Below are 541 nucleotides of genomic sequence, written 5' to 3' on the forward strand. Positions count from 1 at the left end.
ATACTTGGGGCAATAGCTTAATGGCTCTTCGCGGCTCTGGTAACGATGTCTACCATCTCAATTATCACATGACTACGGAGAATATTAACTTTTTCGGCAAGAACCCTACGCTTGGCCATTGTGAGATCCTGGGAACCTCTAACGTAGGTAAAACCGTTCTCATGATGATCATGTCTTATGCGGCACAGCAATTTGGTACGCCTGAATCATTTCCGGAAAACCGAAAAGTAAGGAAGCTAACCACAGTCTTCTTTGATAAGGACAGAGCGGGAGAAGTGGGTATTCGTGCTATGGGCGGGGCTTATTTTCGTGTGAAGGGCGGAGAGCCTACCGGGTGGAACCCGGCAGCCCTCCCGCCAACTAAGCGAAACATAGCATTTGTAAAAGACATAATAAGGCTGATATGTAAGCTCAACGGCAATACGGTTGATGATTACCAACATTCGCTGATTTCTTCAGCCGTTGACCGTCTTATGCAAAGGGAAGACCGTTCCTTTCCTATCAGCAAGCTCATCCCGCTGATCATGGAGCCGGATGATAC

General features: G+C 47.5%; 1 pseudogene. It reads left to right on the plus strand.

Annotated elements, in window-relative coordinates:
• Positions 1–541: pseudogene (locus RTW80_RS27050) on the plus strand (conjugal transfer protein); the annotation flags it as partial.

It is taken from the genome of Escherichia sp. AM3, assembly GCF_032029835.1.
Taxonomy (GTDB): Bacteria; Pseudomonadota; Gammaproteobacteria; order Enterobacterales; family Enterobacteriaceae; genus Escherichia; species Escherichia coli.